The 24389-nt window shown below is 60.4% G+C and carries 23 protein-coding genes; 12 read left to right on the top strand and 11 right to left on the bottom strand.

Features of this window, described 5'->3' with window-relative positions; all coding sequences use genetic code 11:
• Positions 1-53: 53 nt before the first annotated feature.
• On the bottom strand, positions 54-962 hold the full coding sequence (locus J2X76_RS29965) for a LysR family transcriptional regulator (protein WP_310221328.1): 909 nt from the start codon (positions 960-962) through the stop codon (positions 54-56).
• A gap of 233 nt (positions 963-1195) precedes the next feature.
• On the opposite strand from J2X76_RS29965, the gene J2X76_RS29960 reads away from it, so the two are divergent.
• From J2X76_RS29960 to J2X76_RS29915, 10 genes are all read left to right on the top strand, one after another.
• The gene (locus J2X76_RS29960; protein ID WP_310221324.1) at positions 1196-3259 is read left to right on the top strand and encodes a hydantoinase/oxoprolinase family protein; all 2064 of its coding nucleotides are present in this window, start codon (positions 1196-1198) and stop codon (positions 3257-3259) included.
• Between the two features lie 3 nt (positions 3260-3262).
• Positions 3263-4972 (top strand): hydantoinase B/oxoprolinase family protein, encoded by a 1710-nt coding sequence (locus J2X76_RS29955; protein ID WP_310221323.1) that lies wholly within the window; start codon positions 3263-3265, stop codon positions 4970-4972.
• 4 nt (positions 4973-4976) lie between these two features.
• Positions 4977-6095 carry a Xaa-Pro peptidase family protein gene (locus tag J2X76_RS29950; RefSeq protein ID WP_310221321.1) on the top strand — a complete coding sequence of 373 codons (1119 nt, stop codon included), beginning with the start codon at positions 4977-4979 and terminating at the stop codon, positions 6093-6095.
• Entirely contained in the window at positions 6092-7147 is a 1056-nt protein-coding gene (locus J2X76_RS29945) for an aminopeptidase P family N-terminal domain-containing protein (protein WP_310221319.1), read from the top strand. Before J2X76_RS29950 ends, J2X76_RS29945 begins: the two co-directional genes overlap by 4 nt.
• Complete coding sequence (locus tag J2X76_RS29940; protein WP_310221317.1) at positions 7144-8430, top strand: MmgE/PrpD family protein; 1287 nt, start codon at positions 7144-7146, stop codon at positions 8428-8430. Before J2X76_RS29945 ends, J2X76_RS29940 begins: the two co-directional genes overlap by 4 nt.
• 64 nt (positions 8431-8494) lie before the next feature.
• On the top strand, positions 8495-9475 hold the full coding sequence (locus J2X76_RS29935; protein WP_310221315.1) for an ABC transporter substrate-binding protein: 981 nt from the start codon (positions 8495-8497) through the stop codon (positions 9473-9475).
• 62 nt (positions 9476-9537) lie between these two features.
• Positions 9538-10332: an ABC transporter ATP-binding protein gene (locus J2X76_RS29930; RefSeq protein ID WP_310221313.1), complete on the top strand. Its 795-nt coding sequence runs from the start codon at positions 9538-9540 to the stop codon at positions 10330-10332.
• Positions 10329-11144 carry an ABC transporter permease gene (locus tag J2X76_RS29925; RefSeq protein WP_310221311.1) on the top strand — a complete coding sequence of 272 codons (816 nt, stop codon included), beginning with the start codon at positions 10329-10331 and terminating at the stop codon, positions 11142-11144. The genes J2X76_RS29930 and J2X76_RS29925 overlap by 4 nt, the downstream gene beginning before the upstream one ends.
• Positions 11141-11920 carry an ABC transporter permease gene (locus tag J2X76_RS29920; RefSeq protein WP_310221310.1) on the top strand — a complete coding sequence of 260 codons (780 nt, stop codon included), beginning with the start codon at positions 11141-11143 and terminating at the stop codon, positions 11918-11920. The genes J2X76_RS29925 and J2X76_RS29920 overlap by 4 nt, the downstream gene beginning before the upstream one ends.
• A gap of 22 nt (positions 11921-11942) precedes the next feature.
• Positions 11943-12953, top strand: a complete 1011-nt coding sequence (locus J2X76_RS29915; protein WP_310221308.1) for an amidohydrolase family protein — start codon at positions 11943-11945, stop codon at positions 12951-12953.
• A 285-nt stretch (positions 12954-13238) separates the two neighbouring features.
• Here J2X76_RS29915 and J2X76_RS29910 read toward each other — a convergent pair whose 3' ends face one another.
• The 10 genes from J2X76_RS29910 to J2X76_RS29865 form a co-directional block, all read right to left on the bottom strand.
• Positions 13239-15209: a PAS domain S-box protein gene (locus tag J2X76_RS29910; protein ID WP_405030125.1), complete on the bottom strand. Its 1971-nt coding sequence runs from the start codon at positions 15207-15209 to the stop codon at positions 13239-13241.
• 21 nt (positions 15210-15230) lie between these two features.
• Positions 15231-15662, bottom strand: a complete 432-nt coding sequence (locus J2X76_RS29905; RefSeq protein ID WP_310221306.1) for a response regulator — start codon at positions 15660-15662, stop codon at positions 15231-15233.
• Positions 15659-16786, bottom strand: a complete 1128-nt coding sequence (locus J2X76_RS29900; RefSeq protein ID WP_310221304.1) for a PAS domain-containing protein — start codon at positions 16784-16786, stop codon at positions 15659-15661. Before J2X76_RS29900 ends, J2X76_RS29905 begins: the two co-directional genes overlap by 4 nt.
• Before the next feature lie 286 nt (positions 16787-17072).
• Positions 17073-17783, bottom strand: coding sequence for an anti-sigma factor domain-containing protein (locus J2X76_RS29895; RefSeq protein ID WP_310221302.1), 711 nt, complete (start codon positions 17781-17783; stop codon positions 17073-17075).
• Positions 17780-18322: a sigma-70 family RNA polymerase sigma factor gene (locus J2X76_RS29890; protein ID WP_310221301.1), complete on the bottom strand. Its 543-nt coding sequence runs from the start codon at positions 18320-18322 to the stop codon at positions 17780-17782. Before J2X76_RS29890 ends, J2X76_RS29895 begins: the two co-directional genes overlap by 4 nt.
• A gap of 125 nt (positions 18323-18447) precedes the next feature.
• Entirely contained in the window at positions 18448-18876 is a 429-nt protein-coding gene (locus tag J2X76_RS29885; protein WP_310221299.1) for a DUF2177 family protein, read from the bottom strand.
• Between the two features lie 19 nt (positions 18877-18895).
• Positions 18896-19303, bottom strand: coding sequence for a DUF2147 domain-containing protein (locus J2X76_RS29880; RefSeq protein ID WP_310221297.1), 408 nt, complete (start codon positions 19301-19303; stop codon positions 18896-18898).
• On the bottom strand, positions 19296-20528 hold the full coding sequence (locus J2X76_RS29875) for a class I SAM-dependent methyltransferase (protein ID WP_405030124.1): 1233 nt from the start codon (positions 20526-20528) through the stop codon (positions 19296-19298). Before J2X76_RS29875 ends, J2X76_RS29880 begins: the two co-directional genes overlap by 8 nt.
• Entirely contained in the window at positions 20525-21337 is an 813-nt protein-coding gene (locus J2X76_RS29870; RefSeq protein ID WP_310221365.1) for a DUF1365 domain-containing protein, read from the bottom strand. Before J2X76_RS29870 ends, J2X76_RS29875 begins: the two co-directional genes overlap by 4 nt.
• On the bottom strand, positions 21334-22701 hold the full coding sequence (locus J2X76_RS29865) for an NAD(P)/FAD-dependent oxidoreductase (RefSeq protein WP_310221363.1): 1368 nt from the start codon (positions 22699-22701) through the stop codon (positions 21334-21336). Before J2X76_RS29865 ends, J2X76_RS29870 begins: the two co-directional genes overlap by 4 nt.
• Before the next feature lie 186 nt (positions 22702-22887).
• On the opposite strand from J2X76_RS29865, the gene J2X76_RS29860 reads away from it, so the two are divergent.
• Together J2X76_RS29860 and J2X76_RS29855 are read left to right on the top strand one after the other, a co-directional pair.
• Positions 22888-23694, top strand: coding sequence for a DUF1295 domain-containing protein (locus J2X76_RS29860; RefSeq protein ID WP_310221293.1), 807 nt, complete (start codon positions 22888-22890; stop codon positions 23692-23694).
• Between the two features lie 445 nt (positions 23695-24139).
• Positions 24140-24379 (top strand): hypothetical protein, encoded by a 240-nt coding sequence (locus tag J2X76_RS29855; protein WP_310221292.1) that lies wholly within the window; start codon positions 24140-24142, stop codon positions 24377-24379.
• The last annotated feature ends 10 nt before the right edge of the window (positions 24380-24389 follow it).

Here is a 24389-nt window from a genome sequence, read left to right as displayed (position 1 = left end):
TGTACCCATGCTGCCAATCTTCCAATTGCGTCGATCTCGCCAAACATGGAGCGTCAACTCGGCATCTGATGCCTGGAGCGGAGGAAATCCATCAAGTCACTGGCGGGCTTGGACAGTGGGCGGCGGATTGAGGCTATCTGCCGTACATTGAAGGCCAATTCATCTCCGTCGAAGTGGATTTTCACCAGTTCGCCGCGCTCGAGATCCGCCGCTACGCTTCGTTCCAGCGAACACGCAATACCCACACCAGCAGCGACGAACTCGCGCAGGAACTGGTACTCGGTCGCCTGCGCTGCGACCTTCAGGTGGTTGATGCCAGCATTCGCCAGAAGCTTTGAAACGCCCCGCCCGAACATCGAAGAGGGCGGCGGGCCAACGAAGTCATAACGTGCGACGTCTTGGGGCTTGACGCGCTTGCGGTGGGCCAAGGGGTGGTTTGGGGAGGCAATAAGAACCAGCTTTTCCCGGCCAATAGTTTCAGCCCGAACGCCTCGGAGGTCGTCATTGCCCAGAAAGCAGCCGACGTCGGCCACGCCATCGCGGACCTCAGAGAAAACATCTTCTTGCTTGCCTATCCTTAGAACGAGCTGGATATCCGGCCGCGCTATAGCAAAGTCCGTCAGATCTTTTCTTAGAACAAAGTTTGCGAGGCTTCGCTGGCAAGATAGAACCACCTGCTGGCCGGTCCCGCCACGGATTTTCACCACATCGGCGCGCATGTCGTCGGCCTCGGCCAGAAACTCGCGTGCATGTTGCAACACGCTGCGGCCGATCTCGGTCAGCAGGGGCTTGCGGCCGCGGCGGCGCACGAAGATCTGGCCGCCAATTTCCTTCTCGATTGCCATGATATGGGCGCTGACGGAGGGCTGGGCAATGCCGAAACGATCGGCGGCGGCCGCGAAGCTTCCCTCCTCGACCACTGCAACCAGGACTTCCATACGGCGGAGCGTGATATTGAACATGGTGATAACCTATAGCCTATAGGCTATCAAACCTGAAGCCCCCCAACCCGTTGCTAGTTCTCGTTCGAATGGATCAAATGCCGTTCGAGGATGCGGAATGACATGAACGATCTCATTGGGAGCCCGACGCTCTGATCGTCAGCCGAAGTGTTTCTGTCACCGCTGGCCGAGGTCTCGGCCCAATCCGCAAAGATCAGGAATTCCGCATGGGCCCCGTGCGGATAGGAGGACGCATGAATATTGTCGGAATTGATATTGGCGGTACGTTCACCGATCTCGTCGGTTATGTCGACGGCAAGATCGTGACGTCGAAGACATCGACCGTGCCGGCCGATCCGACCCAGGGCATCGCCCGCAGCCTCGAGCTCGCGAACTGCGATCCCAATGAATTGAACGAGATTCTTCACGGCTCGACGATCGCTATCAATACGGTGCTGGAGCGCAAGGGCGCCCGCACCGCACTGATCACCACGAGCGGCTTCCGCGACGTCTATGCGATCGGTCGCTCGAACCGCATCCAGGCCTTCAACCTGTTCTTCAAGCGTCCGCAGCCGCTCGTGCCGCGCGGCCTGACCTTCGAACTCCCCGAGCGCATTCTCGCCTCCGGCGAAGTGCTCGAAGCGCTGGACGAAAAGGCAGTCGCTGCCGTCATCGCCGAGATCGAGACCGCCGGCGTCGAATCCGTGGCCATCTGCCTGCTGCATTCCTGGGCCAATCCGGCTCACGAGCGCCGGGTCGGCGAAATGTTGCGCAAGGCGCTGCCGAATATCTTCGTCACGCTGTCGCATGAAATTCTGCGCGAATACCGCGAATACGAAAGATCCTCGACCACCGCGCTCAATGCGTTCGTCGGCCCCCGCGTCGAGGGCTATCTGAAGCGGCTGGAAACCTATCTCCGCTCCGGTGCCTTCGACGGCAAGATCCATATCATGCGATCGAACGGCGGCGTGATGTCGATCGGCCAAGCGCAGGAACAGCCGGTTTCGATGATGGAATCCGGTCCGGTTGCCGGTATGATCGGTGCCGGTCGTCTTGCCAGGCTGCTTGGCCTCAAGCGTTGCATCGGTTTCGACATGGGTGGCACGACGGCGAAGTCGAGCCTGATCACCGATGGAGCGCCGGCTATCGAAACCGGTTACGTGATCGGGGAGGAAGCCGACGGCCAGCCCATGCAGCTGCCGGTCGTCAACATCGTCGAAGTCGGCGCAGGCGGCGGCTCGATTGCCTGGGTCGACAATGCCGGTGGTCTACATGTGGGTCCCCAAAGCGTCGGCGCCGATCCGGGCCCTGCCTGCTATGGCAAGGGGGCGAACCTCCCGGTCGTCACCGACGCCGACCTCATTCTCGGCCGCATCAATCCGCAGCGGTTCCTCAACGGCGGCATGCCGCTCGACAAGTTCGCATCCGAACAGGCGATGCTGAACAAGGTCGGCAATGCGCTGAAGCTCAATCCGGTCGAGGCGGCACTCGGCGTGGCCAAGATCGCCGACAGCTCCATGTCGCTGTCGGTGCGTGCAGTGTCAATCAACAAGGGCATCGACCCGCGCGACACGGCGATGATTGCCTTCGGCGGCGCAGGTCCCCTGCATGCCATCGCGATTGCCCGCGAAATCTACATTCCGCTGGTCATCATCCCGAAGCTTCCCGGCACGTTCTCTGCACTCGGCATGCTGATGGCCTCCTGGCGGCAGGATTTCGTGCAGACCTTCATCGGCCGCGTCGGCGAACTTTCCGATGCCGGCGTCGAGAAGGTCTATGCAGAACTCGTCGCCAGCGGCCGCGAGCAGATGAAGCGTGACGGCATCGCCGAAGCGGAAGCCGATCATCGTTTCTTCGCCGACCTGCGTTATGTCGGCCAGGAGCATGCGATCTCGATCCCGATCGAGAACACCGGCATGCTGTCGGGCGATACGAGCGAGGTCCGCCGGCGTTTCGATGCCGAGCATGACCGCCGCTACAGCCAGTCGGCGCCGACGGAAGCGCTTGAAATCATCAGCCTGCGCCTGGTTCTGACCGCAGCCCGCACCGACCATGTCGCCGAAGAATGGCTGTCGCGTCCGTGGGAAGCCGAAGCGGAAGCCGAAGTCGGCAGTCGCGACGTGGTGTTCGACGATCCGGCCAAGCCGCTGAAGACGGCGATCTACTGGCGCCCGGCGCTGCCGGCCGGCTTCAAGCTCACCGGCCCCGCGGTCATCGAAGAACCGAATTCCACCATCCTGATCCATCCCGGCGACGAAGTCGTCGTCCATGAGGCAGGCCATCTCCTGGTGACGCTCGCCAAGCAGAGCGAGGAATAAGACATGACCCCGATGAAGAACGATCCGATCACCGTTGAAGTCGTCCGTAATGCGATCGTCGCCTATGCCGACGAGATGGCTGAGGCGCTCTGCAAATCCGCCTATAACATGATGATCTACGAGGTCCGTGACTATTGCTGCGGCCTGATCGACACGACCGGCCGGATGATCTCGCAGAACCGCGGCGGCCTGCCGATCTTCCTCGCCGACCTCGGCATCGCCGTCGAGGACGGCATCAAGAAATACGGGCTCCAGGGTTTTGAAGAGGGCGACGTCCTCGTCATGAACCACGGCCATATCTGCGGCCAGCACCTGAACAACGTCGTCGTCTACGCGCCCTGCTTCCATGAGGGCGAGCTGATAGGTTTTGCGGCCAACCGCGCCCATTGGGTGGATATCGGCGGCGGACGCCAGGGTTTCGGCTCCAACGCGACCACGGATATTTTCTCCGAGGGCCTGCAGATGCGCTCGCTGAAGATCTACAAGGCCGGGGAGCTCAACGACACGCTCTACCAGATCATCCAGGACAATATCCGTTATCCGGATGCCAGCCTCGGCGACCTGCGTGCCCAGGTCGCGTCCTGCCAGATCGGCGCCAAGCGTTATGCCGAACTGGTCGCCCGTTACGGTCGCGGCGTGGTGGAAAGCTGCGTCGAAACCATCTGGGACCAGACCGACAAGGCCGCCCGGCAGGTGATCGAGCGCATTCCGGACGGCACCTATTCCGCCGAAAGCTATCTCGACAATGACGGACGCGATCTTGCGACACCGCTCAGGATCGCCGTCAAGGTGATCGTGTCGGGCTCGACGATCACCGTCGATTTCCACGGCATGCATCCGCAGGTGAACGGCCCCTTGAATTCCGGCCGTTCGGGCGGCATCGCGGCTGCCCGCGTCGCCTTCAAGGCGCTCACCTCGCCGGAACTCGACGTTAACGAGGGTTGCTTCCGCGCTCTCAACGTCGACCTGCCGGATGGCACGATCCTCTCGGCGCGCCCGCCGGCAGCGCTCGGCCAGTGGAGCATCGCGCTGCCGACCGTCATCGACACGATCCTCAAGGCGCTGGCGCCGGCCGTGCCGGAACTGATCCCGGCCGCCCATAAGGGCGACATGGGCGGTTGCTCCTTCTTCGGCTTCTACGAAGATGGCTCGCGCTTCCTGCTGATGAACATCTTTGGCGGCGGCTGGGGCGGTCGTCCGCATGAGGACGGTGAATCCGCGGCCGTCTCGGTCTGCCAGGGCGACGTGCGGAACACCCCGGTCGAGTTGCAGGAGATCAAGTATCCGTTCATCGTCGAACGGCATGCCCTGCGTCCGGACTCCGGAGGAGCCGGCGAACATCGCGGCGGCCTCGGCATCGAACTCACCTATCGCTGCCTGCGCGCCTGCCGCGGCAATATCAATTTCGACCGCACCGTCACCCCGCCCTGGGGTCTGCATGGCGGCCATACCGGCGAGGTCAGCGTGGCGATCATCGATCGCGCCGACGGCACACAGCTGCGGGTCAACAAGGCGACCGACGTTCACTTCACGCCGGGCGATCGCATCACCTTCCTCACCGCCGGCGGCGGTGGGTACGGAGATCCCAGAAAGCGCTCGCGCACCGATCTGGATGAAGATATCGCCAATGGTCTCGTCTCGAAGGAAGCGGCTGTCCGCGACTACGGCTATGCCGAACCCCAGATGCCGCGCCGCATCGCAGTGAACGGCTGAGGGCATGGCGATGATCGGCGAAATCCGCAAGAAACGGTTGATCGAGGCGATGCTGGAGGCGGGGCTGGACGGCCTCGTGCTCTATGGCAATGCCTGGCAGAACGACTATCTGCGTTATGCCGCCGATTTCGGCATTCTCGAAGGTGAGGGCTTGGCCGTCGTCACCCGCGACGGCGACGTGACCCTCTATCTCGACGACGAGTTGGAAGGCGAACGGGCTGCCGTCGAATGCCCGGAGGTCAAGACTGTCGTTGCGGGCGATCTGATCGGCACGGTATCCGGCGTCATCGCTCGGCTCGGCAACAGCCGCATCGCCGCCGGCCCCAAGCGCCACCTGCCCTATGGGCTTGCCGCCCAGCGGGGCGACCTGCGTTTCGAAGACGCAACGGCGCTGGTCGATCGCCTGCTGATGGTGAAATCCGCCGACGAGCTGAATGCGGTCCGCAGCGCCGCCCGGCTGGCGGACGAAGGTTATGCGGTGTTCCGCAACGCCGCAGCCGTCGGCAAGAAGGATTACGAGCTGATCGCCGAGATCGAATCCTTCTTCCGCAACGAAGGCGTCGACGACAATTTCATGATCATCGGCGTCGGCGGTCCGGAGGTGCGCGGCATGGCGCCGCCGCTCGGCAAGGTGTTGAAGCCCGGTGATCTGGTGACGACCGAGCTCACCCCTTGCGTCAACGGCTATTACGTCCAGATCTGCCGCACGCTCGTCATCGGCGAACCGAACGAGGCGCAGCGCAAGGTGTTCGGGATCTATAACGATGCGCTGGAGGCCGGTCTCGCAGTGGTGAAGCCCGGCGTCACGGCCGCCGATATCGCCCGCGCCGAAAACGACATTTTTCGCGCCCACGGCCTCGGTGAGTATGTGACCAGCGAATATACCCGCGTGCGTGGCCACGGTCTTGGTCTCTTTCCCGACACCAAGCCGCATATTCTCGAAGATGTGAACACCGTGATCGAAGAAGGCATGTCGCTGATCGTGCACCCGAACACCTATAACCCGGAGATCGGTTACTTTGTGCACGGCGACTCGCTGATCGTGCGCGCCGATGGTCCGGAAATCCTGACGACGACGCCGCGCGATCTGTTCTCGGTCGGCGCCCGGAGGGTAGCGGCATGAGACACGGCCTGATCCAGTGGCGCGAAGATGAACTCTCGCGCGCGGACGTAAAGGCCCGGCAGGCGAGACTGCAGCAGGCAATCGCCGCTGCTGGTCTCGACGGGGTGCTGATCTATACCAACCACGTGCGCTCCGCCGGTGTCACCTGGGTTTCGGGCTTCACGCCCTATTGGTCGGACGGCTTGGTGCTGGTGCTGCGCGAAGGCTTGCCGATCTTCCTGACGGCGCTGTCGAAGCGTGTCGGGGAATGGGTGAAGTCCGTGGCCCCGACCTTCGAAGTCGCGCATTCGCCGTTCCCGGGCAAACTTGCCGGCGAGCGGCTGGCCAAGGTTGGGGCGAAGCGTCTCGGCGTCGTCGAACTTGACCGCATGCCGGGCGGCGTGGTGGACGAGATCCTGTCCGTCCTGCCGGTCGAACTCTCCGATGCGACGGAGCTTTTCACGAAGGTCCGCGGTCAGACGGATCGCGCCGAGCTCGATCTCGTGCGGATGACGGACCAGATCGCCCGCGAGGCCTTCAAGGCGGGTGACGTGACGTCCAAATTCGCCGGCGATTTCACCGGTCCGGTCGAGCGAGCCGTGCGGCTTGCCGGCGCCGAGGAATGTTATGTGGCCGTCGCCCCTGATCTTTCGAAGGATTGCCGTTTCATCCGCACCGGCAAGGACGCGCTCGGCCGCACTTTCGCGGTGCGCCTGTCGATCGCCTATAACGGCGTCTGGGTCCGCCGGATCGAAACCTTCTCTGCTGTTTCCGAAATTGCCGCGCGTCTCTCCTCCGTGGGCGCGGAGCTGGACCGGGCGTCTCCCACCTTGCCGGCCGACGGCTCGATTTCGGCTTTCTATCTGCCGGAGGGCGCCCAGCTGATCGACTGGCATCTCGAAGCGCCGCACGGCACTCGGCCGCTGAAGGTCGTGGCCTATGCGCAAACGCCGCTTGCCGCGCCGGTCCCCTACGGCATCCTGACGACCGCGTTTACGCTCGACGGCGAGACGATCGTCGCCTCACGGCCGGTCGGGCTCGGCGACAGGTCAATGCGCGAGGCGGCCGAATGAACGCACGCGATCTCGTTTCCAATCTTCTGACGATCGATGGCGGAGACCGGAAACTCCGCGATCTTGTCACCTTGCATACCGTCGATGCGCTTGCATGTCTGGCGGCTGGTGCCGGTGCGACCGAAGGTTCCTCACTCCTCGCCTTCTATCGCGGAACCGGTGCCGGTGACGCAGTCTCCTCTGCCGCCAGCGCGTCGACGGTCATCCGTTTCACGGAATGGGACGCGATCCATGTGCCTTCCTGCGCGACGCCCGATGCCATGGCGGTACCGGCGGCGCTGATTTTCGCGCAGGATTATGAGATCTACGTGAAGGCGGTCGCCGCTGGCCATGCAGTTGGCATAGCGCTTTCGGAAGCTGTCGGCGGCGTTTCGGCCTTGCCGGAAACCTGGCCGGGCCTGTTCGCGGCGCCTGCCGTTGCGGCGGTCAGCGCGGCGATTGCGCTTGGTCTTCCCGACGAGCAGGTTGCGCAGGCATTGGTTCTGTCGATGGCCGGCAGTTCGGGCCGTAACGGCCGTCCCTCCGGCATGCCGTCGGCCCGCTGGCTGGTGATCGGTGAAGCCACATTGAAGGGCATTCGGGCGGCGCTCGCTGCGAAAGCGGGTATCAAAGGCGACCTCGAACTCCTCTCTCCAGGCTGGATGAAGGGACAGGCGGCAGCAGCCATTGCCTTGAAAACTGGCCATGTCGATCCGCTCGCGATTACGCGTGTCGGAATGAAGCCCTTCGTCTCCGCCCGTCAGGGCGCCAATGCGATCCAGGTATTTCGCCATCTGTTGGAAAAGGGCGTCGATCCCGAGGCCGTCGACAGTATCGAAGTTTTTCTGCCGCCCGTGGCATCGCCCGTCGCCAGTCGGCCGCTTGTGGCCGAGGATCGTCTGTCGACCATCGCCCATCTCGGCCTGCAGCTCGGCATCGCTGCCTTTGAGCCGGCAAGGTTGATGGATGTGGATCGCGCCCGTCCCTTCAGTGCGGAAGTCATGGCCTTTGCCAAGCGCGTGAGGATTACGGCCGATACCACGCTCGCCGGTGAAGGCTGGCCGGCGCGTGTTGTCGTGACTGAAAAGGGACAGGTACGCGAGGGCACCTGGCCTCAGGTTTGCGGTGAGGACGCGCAGGCCATGCTCGGTCGCAAGATCGAAAGCCTTCCCGCCACGACGGCGCAGCAGTTGCAGCGCCTCAAGGCGGCGTTTGCCGATGCTGATCCAACTGCTGTTCAGGAGGCCCGCAACCTCCTCATGAAGTTTACGGATGCCTCTTTCCCGAGGAGCGAGGCGGCCTGAAGGAACACCTGAACTTGCGAAAAACAGATGCCGCAGGGAGTGCCGGCATCAGAAGGAGGAGAGAATGCTGAAATTTCTGAAAACCATGGCGACAGCGGCGGCCTTTGCCGCGCTGTCCTGGCAAGCGGCAAACGCCCAGGCGATCGAGAAGAAGGACATCACGATCGGCCTTCCGCTCAATACCTCGACCCTGCTGCCGATCTATGTTGCCGATGCCCAGGGCTTCTTCAAGGAAGAGGGCATCAACGTGAAGATCGTCGCTTTCAAGGGCGGCACGGATCTGGTGCGCGGCATGGTCGCTGGAGCGGTCGATATCGGCGTTGGCGCCTTCTCGGAAGCGCTCGTCGGCGTCGAGACCGGCCAAGGGGTGAAGATCTTCTACGGCGGCTTCAACATGGCTGTCTTCGACTGGTATTCGGTGCCGTCGATCAAGACGCTCGAAGAAGCCAAGGGCAAGCGCTTCGGCATCTCGACCTTCGGTTCGTCGACCGACTTCCTGACCCGTTATGCGCTGAAGACCAAGGGCATCGACCCGAAGAGCGAAGTGCAGATCGTCCAGGGCGGCGGCTCCGTGCCGCGCCTCGCTGCGATGGAAGCCGGCCAGCTCGAAGTCAACATCTTCGCGACGCCGGAAAAATTCATGGCGGCCGATCGTGGCTTCAACCTGATCCTGCAACAGAAGTCGATCGCTCCGGATTTTCCGTTCCACTGCTTCTATGCGCGCGAGGATTTCATCAAGAACGATCCGAATGCCATCAAGGCGGTGCTCCGCGGTTTTGCCAAAGCTGTCCGGTGGTCCAAGGCCCACAAGGAAGAATCGGTCAAACTTCTGGCGTCCAAGCTCGGTCTAGAGGAGACCTATCTCAATCGGGGTTACGACGATTTCATCGACGAGATCTTTGAAGACGGCCGTCTGGCGAGCGACGCGGGCATGAAGGCCTTCTGGGACGTCGGAATCATGAACGGCACCTATGAGGCGCCCATGCCGATCGACAAGTATTGGGTCGGCACGTTCCACGATACCTACGACCAATGGAAGCCGTGAGGTTCCTGTCTGTATGATAATATAACGAGAGGGGGCGGAGGCCCGCTCCAGGAGGACATAAAGTGGCGCAGATTGAAATCCGCGATCTCGGGATCGACTACCGCAAGCCGAAGAGCAACGAGGTGTTTTCCGCCGTCGACAATGTCGCGCTGTCGGTCGAAAAGGGCGAATTCGTCACCATCGTCGGCTCAAGCGGCTGTGGCAAGAGCACGCTCCTGATGGCGGTGGCCGGACTGGTCAGCCTGACGCGCGGTTCGATCCAGATCGATGGCAAACAGGTCACCGGTCCGGGCCCCGATCGCGCCGTCGTGTTTCAGGAAGCATCCCTCCTTCCCTGGCGATCGGTGCGCGGCAACGTCAAGTTCGGGCTTGAAATGCAGCGCTGGAACGGCGGTGATCTCGACGAACGGGCCATGCAGATGATCCGCCTCGTCGGCCTTGGCCGCTTCTCCGACTATCATCCGCACCAGCTTTCGGGCGGCATGCGCCAGCGCGTCAACATCGCCCGCGCGCTTGCCGTCGATCCCGAGGTGCTGCTCATGGACGAGCCGTTCGGGGCGCTCGACGCCCAGACCCGTGAGATCATGGGCACGGAACTTTTGCGCATCTGGGAGCGCGCCAAGAAGACGGCCTTGTTCGTCACGCACGATATCGACGAAGCGATCTTCCTGGCCGACAAGATCGTCGTCATGGGCCGCAATCCGGGTCATATCAAGGAAGTGATCAAGGTCGACCTGCCGCGTCCACGCAATGAGGCAATCCTCGACAGCGAGGATTTCCACGAACTGCGCAAGCGTCTGCGCGCCCATCTGGCCGAAGACATGTCCAGCATGCAGCTGGTGCAGGAGGTCGCATGAGATCGGCAGAGATGACCGCCGAACCGGCGGAAGCCCGGCAGCTTTCCCTTTCCTTCCTGCGGCCGTCCCGTTCCGCGGTGATCGGGACGCTTGCCGTCCTTGCATTTCTCGTCCTGTGGCAGATCGCTCCGACCATGGGCTGGGTGAACGGCCGTTTCACCAGCCGCCCGACGGAAGTGTTCTTCGCCGCGATCGACATCTTCCGAAACGACAATTTCCTCTATCACGCCCGCATCAGCCTCACCGAATTCGTCACCGGTTTCGCGCTGGCGATCGTGGTGTCCATCCCGCTCGGGGTGCTGCTCGGCACGTCGAAAATCGCCCGTTACCTGATCGATCCGCCGCTGATGGCGCTCTACATCGCCCCGACGCTGGTGCTGCTGCCGATCATGGTGATCTGGCTCGGCATCGACATGGCGCCGAAGATCGCCGTCGTTTTCCTCGGCGCGGTTTTTCCGATCGTCCTCAACACCATGGCCGGCATGAGCGAAGCCGATCCGCGGTTTCTCCGCATGGCGCGTTCATTCGGCGCAACCAGGTTCGACATCTTTACGCGCGTTCTGGTGCCCGGTTCGCTGCCAGCGCTGCTGACCGGGCTGAGGCTCGCCGTCGGCCGCGCTGTGCTCGGCGTGATCGTCGGCGAACTGTTCGTGTCGCAGGCCGGCATCGGTTACCAGCTCAATCTCTATGGTTCGGCCATGCGCATCGACCGCCTGCTCGTCTATGCACTGATCGTCAGCGCCTTCGGCTACACGCTGACCGTCATCGTCCGCTCCGTGGAGAACAAGGTCCGCGACTGGAGGTCGAAATGATCGCCGAACTTTTCTATCGCCGCCAGGCGCTCGTGCTCGGTACCCTGTCGATGATTGGCATCGTGGTTTGCTGGCAGATCGCCGTCGACACCGGCTTCATCAATCCGTTCTTCATCTCGACGCCAAGCCAGGTCGCCGCCGAGTTCATGTTGCAGTTCGAAGACGGTTCGGTCGCCACCAATGTGGCGGCGACGCTGTATTGTTTCGTCTGGTCGCTCGGTCTTGCGGCCGTGGTCGGCATTATCCTCGGCATGCTGGCCGGCTGGTTTGCGGATGTGGAATCGGCACTCGAACCGTTCATCTGGTTCAAATATTCGGCCCCGACCGTCGCCTTCTACCCGCTGTTCGTGGCCTGGCTCGGCTATGGCCGGCCGACGATCATCGCGATCGCCTTCCTATTCGCGCTGACGCCGATCTATGCGAACACGCTGTCCGGCATCAAGAATACCGATCGCGATCTTGCCCGCGCGGCACGCTCCTTCGGGGCCAAGCCGCTCGACATCTTCCTGCGCGTCGCGCTGCCGGGATCGGTGCCGGTGATGATGGCCGGCCTTCGCCTCGGCGTCGGCCGCGCGCTGACCGGCGTCGTGGTGGCCGAATTGTTCGGCGCCAATGCCGGCCTCGGTTATGCGATCACCTATTACGGCCAGCTGATGCAGACGACAAAGATGATGGTGTCGATCGTCATCGTCATCGCGCTTGGCGTGTTGCTGACCCAGATCCTGTCGTTCCTGGAAACAAAGACCGATTCCTGGCGTGTCGATAGCGGCCGCTGAAGAACATCTTAAGGACAATGTCATGAAGATCATCGATTCCCATTTCCACTGGTGGCCGCGGTCGATTTTCGAACCGCTCCTGAAGCGCGAGGGCTTTCCGAAGGCGGTGGTGAACGCGCGCGGGGGCTACACCTATCACGGCGCCGATGGGCGCCGCGGCACGGTAGCGAGCTGGAAGGAATGGTTCGATCTCGACGAGCAGCTCGCCTATATGGACAGTCTCGGCCACGACATTTCCGTGGTCTGTTCCATTGGCCCGCTGTCGATCTATTTTTCCGAGCTTCCTGTCGAGGAAGGCCGGGATGCGGCGCTCGCCTGGAACGAGGAAATGGCCTGGGCGCAGCGCCGTTATCCGGGCCGCGTCTGGGCGTCGGCCGCCATTCCCCTCGTCGATACCAAGGTGGCGATCGAAGTGCTCGACGATGCCGTCAACCGGCTCGGCCTGATGGGCGTCAACCTGCCCGGCAGCGTCGGCAAGGACGGGATGATCGATGATGTCAGGCTCGAACCATTCTATGAACGAGTGGCGGAACTCGGCCTGCCGATTTTTCTGCATCCGACCGATGCCGTTTTCGCCGATGTCATGCAAGGCTACAACGATGCGCTGCACCTTAGCCTTGGCCGTGTGGTCGAAGTGAGCGCGGCTGCTTCCCGCCTGATCCTTTCGGGCATCATGGACCGCCATCCGGGCTTGAAGGTCGTCATGTCCCATACGGGCGGTGCGCTGCCCTATCAGTCCGGCCGTATGGACAAAAACTCCAAAACCGCGGGCTTGGCGAAACCGGTGAGCCACTACCTGCACCGGATGTTTACCGATACGGTGTCACCGCATTCGGCTGGCCAGAGGTTTGCCATCGAATACTTCGGCGCGGATAACGTCATGTACGGTACGGACTATCCCTGCTGGGATCCCGCCGTCTGTTTGAAGCTTCTCGATGAGATCGAGATGGGCACAGAAATCAAGCGGAAGATCTTTTACGATAACGCGGTGCGGATTCTGGGCCTCAAGACGCCTGGAGCTGTGGCTGCGTAAAGGCCCAGGATAGAGGGCCGCTGTCACGACGCACGATCGATCGTCTCGAATGCGTGGAGTGATAGGCACTGTCTCCACTATCGGAGTTCAAGCTTTATATAAGCTGCAGTGTCCCTTCAGATCGATCCGCAGTGCTTGGACGATGTTCGTTGCCGGCGGTGTCCGCCAGAGTGGGTCGTATTTGGATCTCAACAGCGATGCAGCGGCCTCCTCAGAGCCACCCTGCGCCTCAAGGTTGTGACCGATCCGCCATGATCGATCGTTTCACCGAAATCGGTTTCCTCGTCAGTGAGGCGACGTCGCAGACGGAGCGCTTATGCGCAGCCAGGGAAAGGCCGCATTTATTGCGTGGCTTTGATTGTCGGAGCGCAAATTTGAAGCAGAGAACTCGTCCGCGATTTCCGACATGTCCGCGGAAATGATGCATCGAAGGCCGTCTCGCTCGAAGATCATCTTTGAAGACCCTTTCAGCTCTGCTGTCAAAAGGCGCTCGATCAAGGTCGATCCAAAACCGCTTCGCGTGGGCGACATTACTTCAGGTCCGCCCTCTTCCTTCCATTCGAGGAGAAGAAGAGGACCGGCAGGAGGATCAGTGCGCCAGTGGATATGAACCTTTCCGCTCGGGACTGAGAGCGCACCATATTTGGCCGCATTGGTCGCCAGCTCATGCAGTGCCAACGAAAGGGATACGACAGCTCTTGGGGGAAGCCGTACCGGGTCGCCTGCTATCTCGAATTTTTCGGAGGAATAAGCTGAGACTGCTTGTTCGACGACCGCTTGGAGGTCGGCATGTTCCCACTTCCCAAGCAACAGCAGGTCCTGTGCTTTTCCGAGAGATCCTAGTCGCTCAAGGAAAACCTCGACATCCTCTCTGTTGGAAATGCTGCGCCCGATCGTTTGCCGGGCAATTGCAGTAACGGTCGCTAGGATGTTCTTGACGCGATGGTTCAACTCCCCGGTGAGCATTGCCTGCAGACGCTCCGCCTCCTTCCGGGCGGAGATATCGTGTGCGACTTTCGACGCCCCGATGACCTTTCCGGATGCATCGAGAATGGGAGACACGCTGAGAAGGACGTCGACTTGCCGACCGTCTTTGCGAAGACGTCTGGTCTCATATGGCTCCACCACGAGGCCTGCCTTGATTTGTTTCAAAATCGACGGCTCCTCCTCCTTGCGGTCATCCGGAACAAGTTTCAAAACGGTTCGGCCGACGGCTTCCTCTTCGGCATAACCGTACAGTCGTGAAGCGGCGGCATTCCAGCTCGTGATGAACATGTCGAGATCGATGCCAAGGATGGCATCGTTGGAGGAGGCGATCATGGAGGCCAAATGCCGCTCCACGTCCTGTGCACGTTTGCGGTCGTTGATATCGACCGTGATTGCGACTGCTTTGGAGATTCGCCCTTGTTCGTCTCGTATTGCCGAGACCGAATTTGCGACCCAGATCAGGCTGCCGTCGCCGCGGATATAGCGCTTTTCTATATTGAAGCTCTCGCCCGTTTCGGCCAGTCGCCGAAATAAGCTCAGATTTTCCGCCACGTCTTCTGCGAAGGTGATGTCTTGCATCCGCACACCGATCAGTTCGGCCGCCGACCGTCCGGCGATTTCGCAGAACCGCTGATTAACGCTGATAAGCTCTCCGGTGAGGTCGCCGAGGGCGATACCTGCGGCGGACTGCGAAAAGATCGCTCTAAGACGTTCCTCGCTTTCACGAACCGCGGCATCAGCTTTAACGCGTTCAGTTGTCTCGTTGACGATGCACAGCACACCAAGGACGGCTCTTTGCTCATCCCGGATCGGCGAGTAGGAAATATCAAAATAGACCGTCTCCGGAAATCCGTGCCGCTCTATGTAGAAGGGCCGATCCTTGGCTGCGACAGTCTCGCCTTTATCCAGAACTCGCCTGAGAAGCGGCTCGAGATCGTCCCATAGCTCCGACCAGTATTCCTGCGCGGGCCTGCCAAACGCGTGGGGATGCTTGTCTCCAATCGTTGGAGCGTAGCTGTCGTTGTAGAATGCGACAAACTCGTCGCCCCAGAACATCACGATCTGCGCCTGAGACGGTACCATGATGTCGATGGCAGCATGCAGACAGGACGGCCATTGCGACTTCGGGCCGACCGGGCTCACGGCCCAATCCATCGTCGCAAGAAGCGTCTCGACGCTCAGAGGATCTACGGCTTGTCGCAGTTTTTCAGCCAGTGTCGCCTCCCCTTTGTTTCTCACCGGTCCTGACACCGGTGATGATTTCGCCATTAGCAGGTTACGGACCGCCCATCACGCGGGTCGACGCGCGGCCTGTGGATGAGCATCGCCCGCTAAAACCAAGCTTGCAGGCGGCACGATATCTTCGTTTCCAGCGACAATTGCGCTTATGTATGATAGAGCGTTTTTCATTCCGTTCATCGTATAAGGTTTTTCGATCGCGCCGAGGGCTCCTGCGAAGTCTTCGGGAAGACGCTTGATGTTTCCACTGACGAACACGAACGGAATACGCGCCTCAGCTAAACGCCGGCCGACCTCTACCCCTGTCGGCCCGTCCATGAGATGGATATCGACAAACGCAAAATCTGGCGCTGAACCGGCCAAAAGATCGTTAGCTTGCTCGCTGCTCATAGCAAGGCCGATCACCTGATGACCAGCCGCCTCTACTTCACTCTCCAGTTCCATCGCAAGCAGCATCTCGTCTTCAACGATCATGACCTTCAATGCTCATTCTCCTGATGTTGATCGACAAGAAGTGTCACATCCACAGTCGTTTTCCGGCCATGCTTGCTGCGCTTTATTTTGGCCCCGAGCTGCTGAGCGGACGCTTCCAATAGTAGTCTGCTAAATTGGGCCGTCTCCGCGTCCGGTTCCGTCGGTTCGACGGTATCCTCGACACGGATGAGAAAGTGACCGTTCAAGCGCTTCACGACGACATGGATTTCACCGCCACCGTCGCTCAAACCGCGCCTTACGGCATCGCCAACCAACTCGTTGACAATGAGCGACAGCGGCGTTGCTTTCATGGCAGGAACGTGAAGGGCCTGCAGGTCGAGCGTCACTTGAATATCATCGCGGCCGATTGCGCTGATCAAATCGGTGACAAGCTCACGCGTGAAATCGGCGACGTCGAACCGTGATACATCGTCGAGGGTAAACAGCTTGCGCTGAACTGTGCTCAGCGCCTCCACTCTATTGAGGACGGCCATCAGGGTCCGCCTCCGGCCCTCCTCGTGCGTCAGGCGGGCTTGTAGCTTGACGATCGAAGCCATGGTCAACAAATTGTTTTTAACTCGATGGTCGACCTCATGAACGAGAAGGGTCTTTGCGGCGAGGGCTGCATGAAGATCGGCGGTACGCTGGGCAACCTCCTGCTCGGCTTGATGGCGGGCCGCGGCCAACTCTGCTTCTCTGCTCTTCACGTTGGTGAAATCAAGCTGTGACGCGAAGAAATAGACGATCCGACCCTCCTCATCTCGGACGGGGCTGATGAAGAGGGCATTCCAGAATGTACTGCCGTCCTTGCGGTAATTCAAAATATCAACGGAGACGTCGTGGCCTGAGGCAACTGCCTGTCTAATCCTCGCCACGGCGTCTCGATCGGTTTTCGGCCCCTGCAGAAGCCGACAATTGCGGCCCACCAATTCTTCGTCCGAATAGCCGGTAAGCCTCGCGAACGCGGAGTTGCAGAAGATGATCGGATTATCGGGTTGGTTCGGATCAGTGACGATCATCGGCATGCGCGTCGCTTTGAAAGCTGCGGCAAAAGGATCTTCCCGGACGTGACTTGCCACGAGCCTGTTGCCAGCGTTCTGGGCGTCGGTTCGGTACTGATCCTTTTCCTGCATGAGCATCTCGCCGAAAGTGGAGCCGCAAACAACGCGGTGTTTCCGCGTTGGTTCCGAAGGCCCCACCGGAACGGGCTTTGCCGGAGCGGGGTATGCCCTCACCCGCAACCGGCCCGGTCGGTTCCTATTCGCGGAATGCATGAGGGAGCGCGGGGAAGGCCCCACGTGGATTATTCCTACCTTGGCTTCAAGAGCGAAGCTCGACGTCGAGCCGGGTTCGGCATCGCCTTTGCAGCAAGGCTGATCGCACTGCTGAGGGAGGTTTCCACCCCATGACGAAGTTGGCCTATGGTCGGTGGGCAATTCCGCTTGCGACGATTGGACCTGTCGCGCGGCCGGTGGGAGAGCCGCCGAAGGGTTCGAGGGTGACGGCAAGCGTTGCGCCCTCGGCGAGATCCTCGCGAAGCTCAGGCGGAATGACAAGTTCGCCACTTGTGCCCGCAGGGAATACGCCGAGGGAAAGCGGGCTGCCGCGACTTGGCACAAGCCAGAGCTCAAGCGACTTTTCGTCCCGCTTTCCGGCCGCGACAGGGACGATCCGCATCCGGCCGCCTGCAGGATCATAGGTGGCGAGCATGTTGACCGCGTTACCAGGCGCCGACAGTTCCGCGAGTAGCGGTGTGCTGCCCGTCGACGGTCCCATAATACCTGAGGCATAGACCAACGCCGCAATTGCAATCAGCGACATGCCGACCGACAGCCATCGCCAGAAGCCTGCGGAGTTCCAAAGGGTGGGATAGGATGATTCAGCGCGGCCAAAAAGGCGCTGCTCGATCTTCCCGAAGACGTCAACTCCCGGCGCCACCTCTTCATAGTCGTCGTTCAAGGATTCAAGATCGAGCTGCCACTTGTCCACGATGGCGGCGAAAGTCCGGTCGGATGCCACGCGTGCTTCCACTTGACGGCGGGCCTCTAACGACAGCACGCCAAGCACGTATTCGCCGGCCAGGACCTCGTCCCGGGCATGGCTGCCGTCGCTCTGTTCGCCGGGTGTCATCGCTGCATGCATTCTCTAAGTTTAAGCAGGCTGCGGCGCAGCCATGTGCGCACGGTGTTCAATGGAACCCGCAACTCGTCGGAAAGTTCGAGATAACTTAAACCCTCCAGATAGGCACGCCGAACTGCGTGCGCATGGACCTGATCCAGTTCCCGCATGCAATTTTCGATCCGGCGGCGCTCGTCAGTTATCGCCGCCTGCCGTTCAGGGTCAGGAATGGTTTCGTCAGCAATATCGTATGCTTCGTCCATGGCCTCGGCGCCGGGCTTGCGGGCCCGGATCGTATCGATGGCGTGGTTGCGGGCAATTGCGGCCAGCCATGTCGAAGGCTGACCCGCGCCAACGGCGAAGGTTTTAGATCGCTGCCAAATTTTGATGTAGACTTCCTGAAGTACTTCCTCGGCTTCAGCTTTGTCCTTCAAGATCCGTAGGCATATCGAAAACAGTTTCGCGCTTGTATCCCGATACAATATCGCAAATGCCCCGCGATCACCCATCGCAACGCGATTGATCAATCCCGCGATATCACTGTTCGCCATTCCACAAGAACCTCGCAGCCGCGCCTTTATAGATTTTGAGGTTATAATAAAACAAGCTTCGAGAAGGTTTGAAAAGAGGCGACGTCCGTCGGGTGCGAATAGAGGCAAGCCTCGAACGGGGGCCATCAGGAGTTGCTGATGCCGGCAATTGGTCCGAGCAGGCGCTCCGTGACCCACTGCCCGGCGCCGGCCGCAATCGCGGAAACAAAGGTGCCCCACACAAGATCAGCGATAGTCAGGGTCGTCGACCAGTTTTTAAGCGTCGATTGGTTGGTAAGATCGTAGGTGGCATAAGCGGTAAAGCCAAGGACGGCTCCTTGGAGGATGGCCGTGGCGAGCGAGCCCGACGTCAACCCGGGACGTACCGCCAGAAACATCAGCCCCATGGCGTAGAGCAGGTAGAAAACAACTGCGGGAGCCAGCCTGAAACTCGGCGCCAGCATGTCCCCCATGGTCGGCCGGTAGAGACGATCCGCCATACTGCTCAGCCAAATGAAATCGACCGCTACGAATGCGATAAGCGTTACCAGATAGGCGACGAGATAGATTTTCATGATTTTTCTCTTCGTACGTTTAGTCGATGCAGGTCCAGTCGATGCCCTTGCACAAAAGACCTGCCAGAATGCACCCGCGCGTCGTCACCCTGTCACCGTTCACCGTCACGGTGATCTTACAGGTCGTGTTACGTTGAGGATCGAAGGCGGTGCCCGAATAAGAGCCTGCTCTCGCGGGCGCGATGGTCATCACCAGCCTGTCGCCGATCTTTTTGCGCGGCGTGCCAGGCTTGATCCAGGTATCGATGGCGCAGATGTTGGAGCCACAGGATGTGACTTTCAATCTTGCTTTTCCATCGCCCCTTGCCCACTGGCCGCCGAGATCGGCTCCGTGAGCCATGCCCCAGAATCCAGGCACCAGTGCGGCCGCTATAACCGACACCCTCAACAGGCATCGGCCTTCACGCGCCCTGCCGATCTTATGCATGCTCGATCGTGTAAAACCCGACATTGATGGTTCCCTCTTCGAAACCTGCCTCGCAATAACAAAGGTAATAGTGCCAGAGACGTTTAAAGCGCGCGTCGAAGCCCTGCGCTGCGATTGCCGGCCAGCGGGTGTGAAACCGCCCCCTCCATTCGGCAAGTGTGCGAGCATAGGATTTGCCGAAATGCTCTACCGCGGTCAGCTTCAGGCCAGCCGCAGTCACAGCTGCATGCAGCGCCGTGTCGGATGGCAGGAAACCACCGGGAAAAACGTATTTCTGAATGAAGTCGATACTGCCGCGATAGGCCTCGAACCGCACTTCCTCGATGGTGATGATCTGGAGTAGCGCGCGGCCGTCGTTCTTCAGGCAACGCTTCAGCGTTTGGAAATAGCTCGGCCAATACGCCTCGCCGACCGCCTCGAACATCTCGATCGACACGATACGATCGTAGCAGCCGTCGGTATCGCGATAGTCCTGAAGACGCAGATCGACATTGCTCGCCTTGCCGGCCTCCGCCGCCGTGTTGAGGGCCCAGGCGAGTTGAGAAGGCGAGAGCGTGATGCCGGTTACCCTCGCATCGGACTTGGTGGCGAGATCGACGGCCAACGCTCCCCAGCCGCAGCCGATTTCCAGCACGGTTTCGCCGCCAGCAAGCATGAGCTTCTCCCGGATCAGGTCCAAACGCTTCGTTTGGGCGGCCTCGAGCGTCTGCTTATCCTCTTCGAATATTGCCGACGAATAGAGCATCGATGGGGCCAGCCACTCCTTGTAGAAGTCGTTGCCAAGGTCGTAATGCGCTTCGATATTGCGCCGGCTTCCGCGTTTCGTGTTGGCGCGCAACGCATGCTGAAGCCGGTTCAGCAGCCGTATCGGGAGGCTGCCCTTGATTGCCGACGTCAACGCATCACTGTTTCTGGCCGCGAAGCGGATGACCGCCGTCAGATCCGTGCTTGTCCATTCGCCCCTGATGAAACCTTCGGCAAAGCCAATATCGCCGGCAATGATCACCCGGCGCAGCATCCGCCATTTGTAGATGACGATATCGGCTTCCGGACCCGGTTGCGTGCCGCGCTTTTCAATGATGTGCCCGGAGGGCAGGGAGATCCTCAGGCGACCGTAGCGGATATCGCAAAGCAGCCTGTCCATCGCCTTCCTGGCCCAGCCAAGTTGTCCGGTCGCTCTCGAAGGAAAGAGAGACCCGCGAGGGGTTTCGTCAATTGAACTCATATGGCTTGACCCTTGCCTTTTGACGGCTCCGCGACCGTTGAGTGGACGATGGAAGCCGATCTGACGGGCGGGGACGGCCTCAGCCGGAACCCTTTGAGCCACATCTTCAATGCTTCCCAATGGATGCCTAAAACGACTTTGATTGTCAGGAACGGAATGGCGATGAAGGCGCCGAGCAATACTAGGTCTGTCAGCTCGACCCGCTTGGCGAGATGCCGGGCGGTCAGCACCAGACCATGGTCATCGAACACGTCGATAAGGATCGACAGATTATCGGCCGGCGGTGACACCCGAAACGCATAGCGGAGATCCATATCCATGAAGGGCGAGACGTAGAATACCTTGTCGCATTCTTGGACAATCTCGCCCCCAGATCCGATTTCAGCCGGGATCATGTAGCCATGTCGTCCGCCGAAGGTATTGTCCACCTCCCACAGAATGGCCTGGATGGCGCCGTCGTGCCGATAGCAGAAGAACACGCTGAGCGGGTTGAAGGCCCAGCCGAGGAGCCGCGGCATCGTCAGGAGACGGATGGCGCCGCCGTCGGGCGCGATCCCGGCTGCCCGCATCGTCTGCTCCACCTGGATGCGCAGGTTAGAGCCTGAGCGGTCTCCTCGATCCCTTGTGCAGAAGGAAAACAGATTGAAGCGATCGACCGAGAAAAGACGCAGCCGCCGATCCAGCGTGTCGAATTCGTCGATGTCGATCAGTATCGAATAGATGCGGTAGGCCAGCCTGTGCTGCTTTGGCTTCAGGCGGGCATGCATGACATGGCCGGGAAACAGCGCGGAATTGAGTCTTTCGCTCATGCGACGACATCCACAGGCAGACCGACAGGCCATTTCAGCGGCTGACGCACAATACGGGCGCTTTCCTTCGGCACCTGCCATGGCCGCCGCACGCCCCCAAGATCCTCCGCGACCGCGAGGCCGGCCTGTATTCCGTCCTCGTGGAAGCCGGAACCGAAATATGCGCCACAAAACCATGTATTGCGTACGCCCTGCAGGGACCAGATCTCCTGCTGGGCCCGGTCCGTCCCGAGATCAAACACTGGGTGTTCGTAAACCTCGCGGCGGATGATGGTCTCCTCGCGGGGAGCGTATCGAGGATTGAGCGTCACGAAGGTCGGTGGGGCGTGCCCCAATGGCTGCAGCCGGTTCATCCAGTAGGTGATCGAAGGCTGCGCGGACACCTCCCCCCTCTCCGCCACATAATTCCAGCTTGACCAGGCCGCACGACGCTTCGGCATCAGTCTTGTATCGCCATGCAGTACGGCTTCGTTGCGGGAATAGCGGAAGGCGCCAAGAATGCGCCGTTCGTCGCTCGTCGCATCGTCGAGCATCCGCAATGCCTGGTCTGCGTGCGTGGCGATCACCACATCGTCGAACATATGCTCTGCCCCATAACGGTCGCGGATCGCCACCTGTCCGGGCCGGCGGCAGATGGTTGCGACGGGCGTCGACAGGCGGATCCGATCGACGAAGCGGCGCGTCATCCTCGCCACATATTCGCGGCTGCCGCCCTTGACAGTGCGCCAGACAGGACGGTCCCAAAGCTCCAGAAGTCCGTGGTTGCAGCAGAATTTCACGAAGCCTGCCGCTGGATATGCCCCAACCTGCATGGTCGGCGTCGACCAGATCGCCGCCGCCATCGGGTAAAGGTGATCGTCGCGAAACGCGCGGCCATACCCATTGCGGTTCAAGTAGTCCTCCAGCGAGATACCATCCATGATGGCAAGGTCACGCGGTGCCCTGCGGTAAAACCGCAGAAGATCGCACATCATCCTCCAGAACCGCGGCCGCACCATGTTGGACCGCTGGGCGAAAAGACCGAAACCGGTCCCTCCCGAGTATTCGAAGACCCCGTCATTCAGCGAAACTGCAAAGGACATGCTGGATGCTGCCGTCTGCACATCCAGGGTGCGAAAGAGCGCTGTCAAGTTGGGATAGGTGACTTCATTGTAGACGATGAAGCCGGTATCCACCGCAACCGCTCCTTGTTCGCTCTGAAACTCGACGGTGTTGCTGTGGCCGCCGATGCGACCCGCCGCCTCGAAAACGGTAACGTCGTGGCGTTCCGACAGAAGCCATGCGGCCGCCAGACCCGAAATCCCGCTACCGACGACCGCGATATTCAGACGCCTGCCTCCGGCGGTACGCTCTCGATATCCCATGCAATTTCCTCGTTTCAACGTCGGCATGTCCAGCCACGCGCGACAGTTACGGGAGGCGAAGGAGAAGAGTTTCAAATCAGGGAAATATTCCCGATGTTTTTTCCACGATCGCGAAACTCGATCGGGTCGGCCGCCGTACTTGGGCGATGAAGCTCTTGGTGAACCACGACATTTGCGAGGACGGATATGGATATTCTCCCGATCATCGCTTTCGCGATTTTGCTGTCAATCGCCATGGCCATCGCGTGGGCGATACAGCGCACGACGGGCCTCAGCGGCTGGATCGACACGATCTGGTCCGTAGCGGTCGGCATCGGCGGCATACTGGCAGCACTTCTTGCAAATGGCGACACCGGCCGACGCACCGCTGCCGTGCTCATGATTGCAGCCTGGGCGCTCCGGCTGGGTGGCCATATCGGCTGGCGGACAAGAGGCGGCGGCGAAGATCCGCGATATGCGAAACTTATCGAAGACTGGGGCGGCAACGCCTCATGGCGCCTTTTCATCTTCCTCCAGATCCAGGCGCTCGCAGCATTCGTACTTGTGCTGGTCATCCATCTCGCGGGAATTAACGCCAGTCCATTCCCTCGTCCCGCCGATCTGCTCGGGCTGGCAGTGGCGATCGCAGCGCTTGCAGGTGAGACGGTCTCCGACGCCCAGCTTGCTAAATTCCGACGGACACCGCAGGCAAAGACCGAGATTTGCGAGGCGGGTCTCTGGCGCTATTCCCGTCACCCAAATTACTTTTTCGAATGCCTTTTCTGGTGCTGCTGGCCGCTCCTCGCGATCAGCTCGCCGCTCTGGACCTGGCTGTCGCTTCTGGCGCCGATCCTGATGTATGCACTCCTGGTGCATGTTTCGGGTATTCCGCCGCTCGAAGAGCATATGCTGCGTTCGCGCGGCGACAAGTTCCGCGCACTCCAGCGCCGCGTCAATGCATTCTTCCCCGGCCCACGCAAACACGATCCCGCTCATCAAGGAAAACAGCCATGAACATGCTGGCCTTTGCCATCAACACCGCCGAGCGCGTGCCCCCTGGCGACGGCCTGACGCTTGCCGGCATCGCCGACCCGGTTATGAGGAATAGGTAGGTCATCCTGTTGAACAATCCCCGCTACCCATTTTATATCTGTATCTCGTGGGCAACAGCGTGGCCGCATCGCTCGTCACTCTGATCGCGGCACCTTCCTGATTTCGGGACACCTTATCGGGTCACCTCTTTGCAATTGAAGGTGACGCGACCCGGCACTCGCAGGCTGTGCGGGTCGCTTCGCGACGGATCAACTCAATCGCACTCACCTTCACGATGTCCGAGCGCGTTCCTTCATTTGTGTCGGTTTCGTAGATGGGTCGTGAACCCGGGTATATCGGTTAATCAGAAAATTCTTATATGAAAAATCGTAGTTTGTTTTTGATAGCGACCCGGTAGAAGAGTCTCGTGGAAACTGGGATCCGCGCAATGTATTTTTCATCGAATGACTCGCTAGAGCCGAGGGATTTGTCGCTTTTGCGCCGCGTTCTTGAAGAGGTCTGCAACGCCGAGAATATTTCGATCAAACATCCGGACGCTGAACAAATCGCGGCAGATTTGGTGAATTGGTATCTGTTCGGCATCAAGGATCCGGATCAACTTAAGGCGATGCTGAACCCGATGGAACTCTGCGAACGCGTCGAATAGACATGCATAC

The sequence above is a fragment of the Neorhizobium sp. 2083 genome, from assembly GCF_031455615.1.
Classification (GTDB): domain Bacteria; phylum Pseudomonadota; class Alphaproteobacteria; order Rhizobiales; family Rhizobiaceae; genus Neorhizobium.
The sequence above is the reverse complement of the archived record's forward strand: the minus strand, read 5'-3'. Positions and strand labels throughout refer to the sequence as shown.

What these genes read in the sequence shown, in the direction of transcription:
- J2X76_RS29965 (WP_310221328.1), bottom strand. Translation starts at nt 962, where the DNA reads ATGTTCAATATCACGCTCCGCCGTATGGAAGTCCTGGTTGCAGTGGTC.
- J2X76_RS29960 (WP_310221324.1), top strand. Translation starts at nt 1,196, where the DNA reads ATGAATATTGTCGGAATTGATATTGGCGGTACGTTCACCGATCTCGTC.
- J2X76_RS29955 (WP_310221323.1), top strand. Translation starts at nt 3,263, where the DNA reads ATGACCCCGATGAAGAACGATCCGATCACCGTTGAAGTCGTCCGTAAT.
- J2X76_RS29950 (WP_310221321.1), top strand. Translation starts at nt 4,977, where the DNA reads ATGGCGATGATCGGCGAAATCCGCAAGAAACGGTTGATCGAGGCGATG.
- J2X76_RS29945 (WP_310221319.1), top strand. Translation starts at nt 6,092, where the DNA reads ATGAGACACGGCCTGATCCAGTGGCGCGAAGATGAACTCTCGCGCGCG.
- J2X76_RS29940 (WP_310221317.1), top strand. Translation starts at nt 7,144, where the DNA reads ATGAACGCACGCGATCTCGTTTCCAATCTTCTGACGATCGATGGCGGA.
- J2X76_RS29935 (WP_310221315.1), top strand. Translation starts at nt 8,495, where the DNA reads ATGCTGAAATTTCTGAAAACCATGGCGACAGCGGCGGCCTTTGCCGCG.
- J2X76_RS29925 (WP_310221311.1), top strand. Translation starts at nt 10,329, where the DNA reads ATGAGATCGGCAGAGATGACCGCCGAACCGGCGGAAGCCCGGCAGCTT.
- J2X76_RS29920 (WP_310221310.1), top strand. Translation starts at nt 11,141, where the DNA reads ATGATCGCCGAACTTTTCTATCGCCGCCAGGCGCTCGTGCTCGGTACC.
- J2X76_RS29915 (WP_310221308.1), top strand. Translation starts at nt 11,943, where the DNA reads ATGAAGATCATCGATTCCCATTTCCACTGGTGGCCGCGGTCGATTTTC.
- J2X76_RS29910 (WP_405030125.1), bottom strand. Translation starts at nt 15,209, where the DNA reads ATGGCGAAATCATCACCGGTGTCAGGACCGGTGAGAAACAAAGGGGAG.
- J2X76_RS29900 (WP_310221304.1), bottom strand. Translation starts at nt 16,786, where the DNA reads ATGCAGGAAAAGGATCAGTACCGAACCGACGCCCAGAACGCTGGCAAC.
- J2X76_RS29895 (WP_310221302.1), bottom strand. Translation starts at nt 17,783, where the DNA reads ATGACACCCGGCGAACAGAGCGACGGCAGCCATGCCCGGGACGAGGTC.
- J2X76_RS29890 (WP_310221301.1), bottom strand. Translation starts at nt 18,322, where the DNA reads ATGGCGAACAGTGATATCGCGGGATTGATCAATCGCGTTGCGATGGGT.
- J2X76_RS29885 (WP_310221299.1), bottom strand. Translation starts at nt 18,876, where the DNA reads ATGAAAATCTATCTCGTCGCCTATCTGGTAACGCTTATCGCATTCGTA.
- J2X76_RS29880 (WP_310221297.1), bottom strand. Translation starts at nt 19,303, where the DNA reads ATGCATAAGATCGGCAGGGCGCGTGAAGGCCGATGCCTGTTGAGGGTG.
- J2X76_RS29875 (WP_405030124.1), bottom strand. Translation starts at nt 20,528, where the DNA reads ATGAGTTCAATTGACGAAACCCCTCGCGGGTCTCTCTTTCCTTCGAGA.
- J2X76_RS29870 (WP_310221365.1), bottom strand. Translation starts at nt 21,337, where the DNA reads ATGAGCGAAAGACTCAATTCCGCGCTGTTTCCCGGCCATGTCATGCAT.
- J2X76_RS29865 (WP_310221363.1), bottom strand. Translation starts at nt 22,701, where the DNA reads ATGGGATATCGAGAGCGTACCGCCGGAGGCAGGCGTCTGAATATCGCG.
- J2X76_RS29860 (WP_310221293.1), top strand. Translation starts at nt 22,888, where the DNA reads ATGGATATTCTCCCGATCATCGCTTTCGCGATTTTGCTGTCAATCGCC.